The following is a 922-nucleotide window of genomic DNA, read 5'->3' on the forward strand; positions in this document are numbered from 1 at the left end:
TTCTCTATGCTCTGTATGGAGTATTGCCTTACTCGGTTGCGGAACAGTGATAAGAGCGAGATAGCGTTCCGCGAGGGATGTAGGCATAGAGATCCATCTCGCCGTATTCAGCCAGTTTGGCATAAGCCGCGGCTTCGTTCGATTCCATCATCTCTTCTTCTTCACTTTGCTGATCCTTGATGTTGGCTATCTCCTCTTCTAATTTAGCTATGTCACTCATCAAGTCTTCTCGTCCATGTATAAGGAAATTGTTGCGAGATAGGTCATTCTGCAGGCTCGAAAGCTTTGTTTCTTTGCGAATTAGTTCGAAGGAATATCTGAGGTTATCTCCCATGGTGTGAGTGCCAACACCAAGCTGCCAAGTGCTAATTTCCAGTCCAGTCATTCTTTGGCTGCGCACATAATGGTCTTCATTCATGTGGATGGGGACTTGGAGTTCGTTAACATTTGTATATCGATATCTTCCCTCCAGAAAGTCAATTTCTATTCGCATCTTTCCTGTGACATGACTGTACTGGGGCTGAAGTAGGTTGGGTGTGTTGCCGATGTTTTGTCCATCTACCCCTTCAATCTCATGAGACTTTCTGAGACGTGATATATCAGGTGGAATAATTCTCATCAGCTCTTCAAAGGAAATTCCGCCATCGCGAATTTCAATGTCGTTAATCCTAACCCAGTCAAGGCCTTCTTTCACATAAAGCTCTCCGGGGGTCAGTATGTTGCTTCGAAACCTGTAGTCTTCACTTCGACATCGAAAGGTTATCTCAGACGTAAAGAATGAGCCCTTCACATCTTGGTATTGGCTGTAAAGCGACTCGCCTTGCTGACCATAAACTTCAATGGAGAGCATCAGCAGTATGTAGGGTAGGAATTTGACCATTATGGCGACCTATTCATGAGCGAGGTATAAAGTTCTCTATCG

The 922-nt window shown here is 44.7% G+C and carries 1 protein-coding gene; it reads right to left on the reverse strand.

The genetic code is table 11. The features are described 5' to 3' along the window. Positions 1 to 28: 28 nt before the first annotated feature. Positions 29 to 880 (reverse strand): hypothetical protein, encoded by an 852-nt coding sequence (locus CR157_RS22440; RefSeq protein WP_146218755.1) that lies wholly within the window; start codon positions 878 to 880, stop codon positions 29 to 31. Between the last annotated feature and the right edge of the window lie 42 nt (positions 881 to 922).

The sequence above is a fragment of the Halomonas sp. LBP4 genome (genome assembly GCF_003202205.1).
Classification (GTDB): Bacteria; Pseudomonadota; Gammaproteobacteria; order Pseudomonadales; family Halomonadaceae; genus Halomonas; species Halomonas flagellata.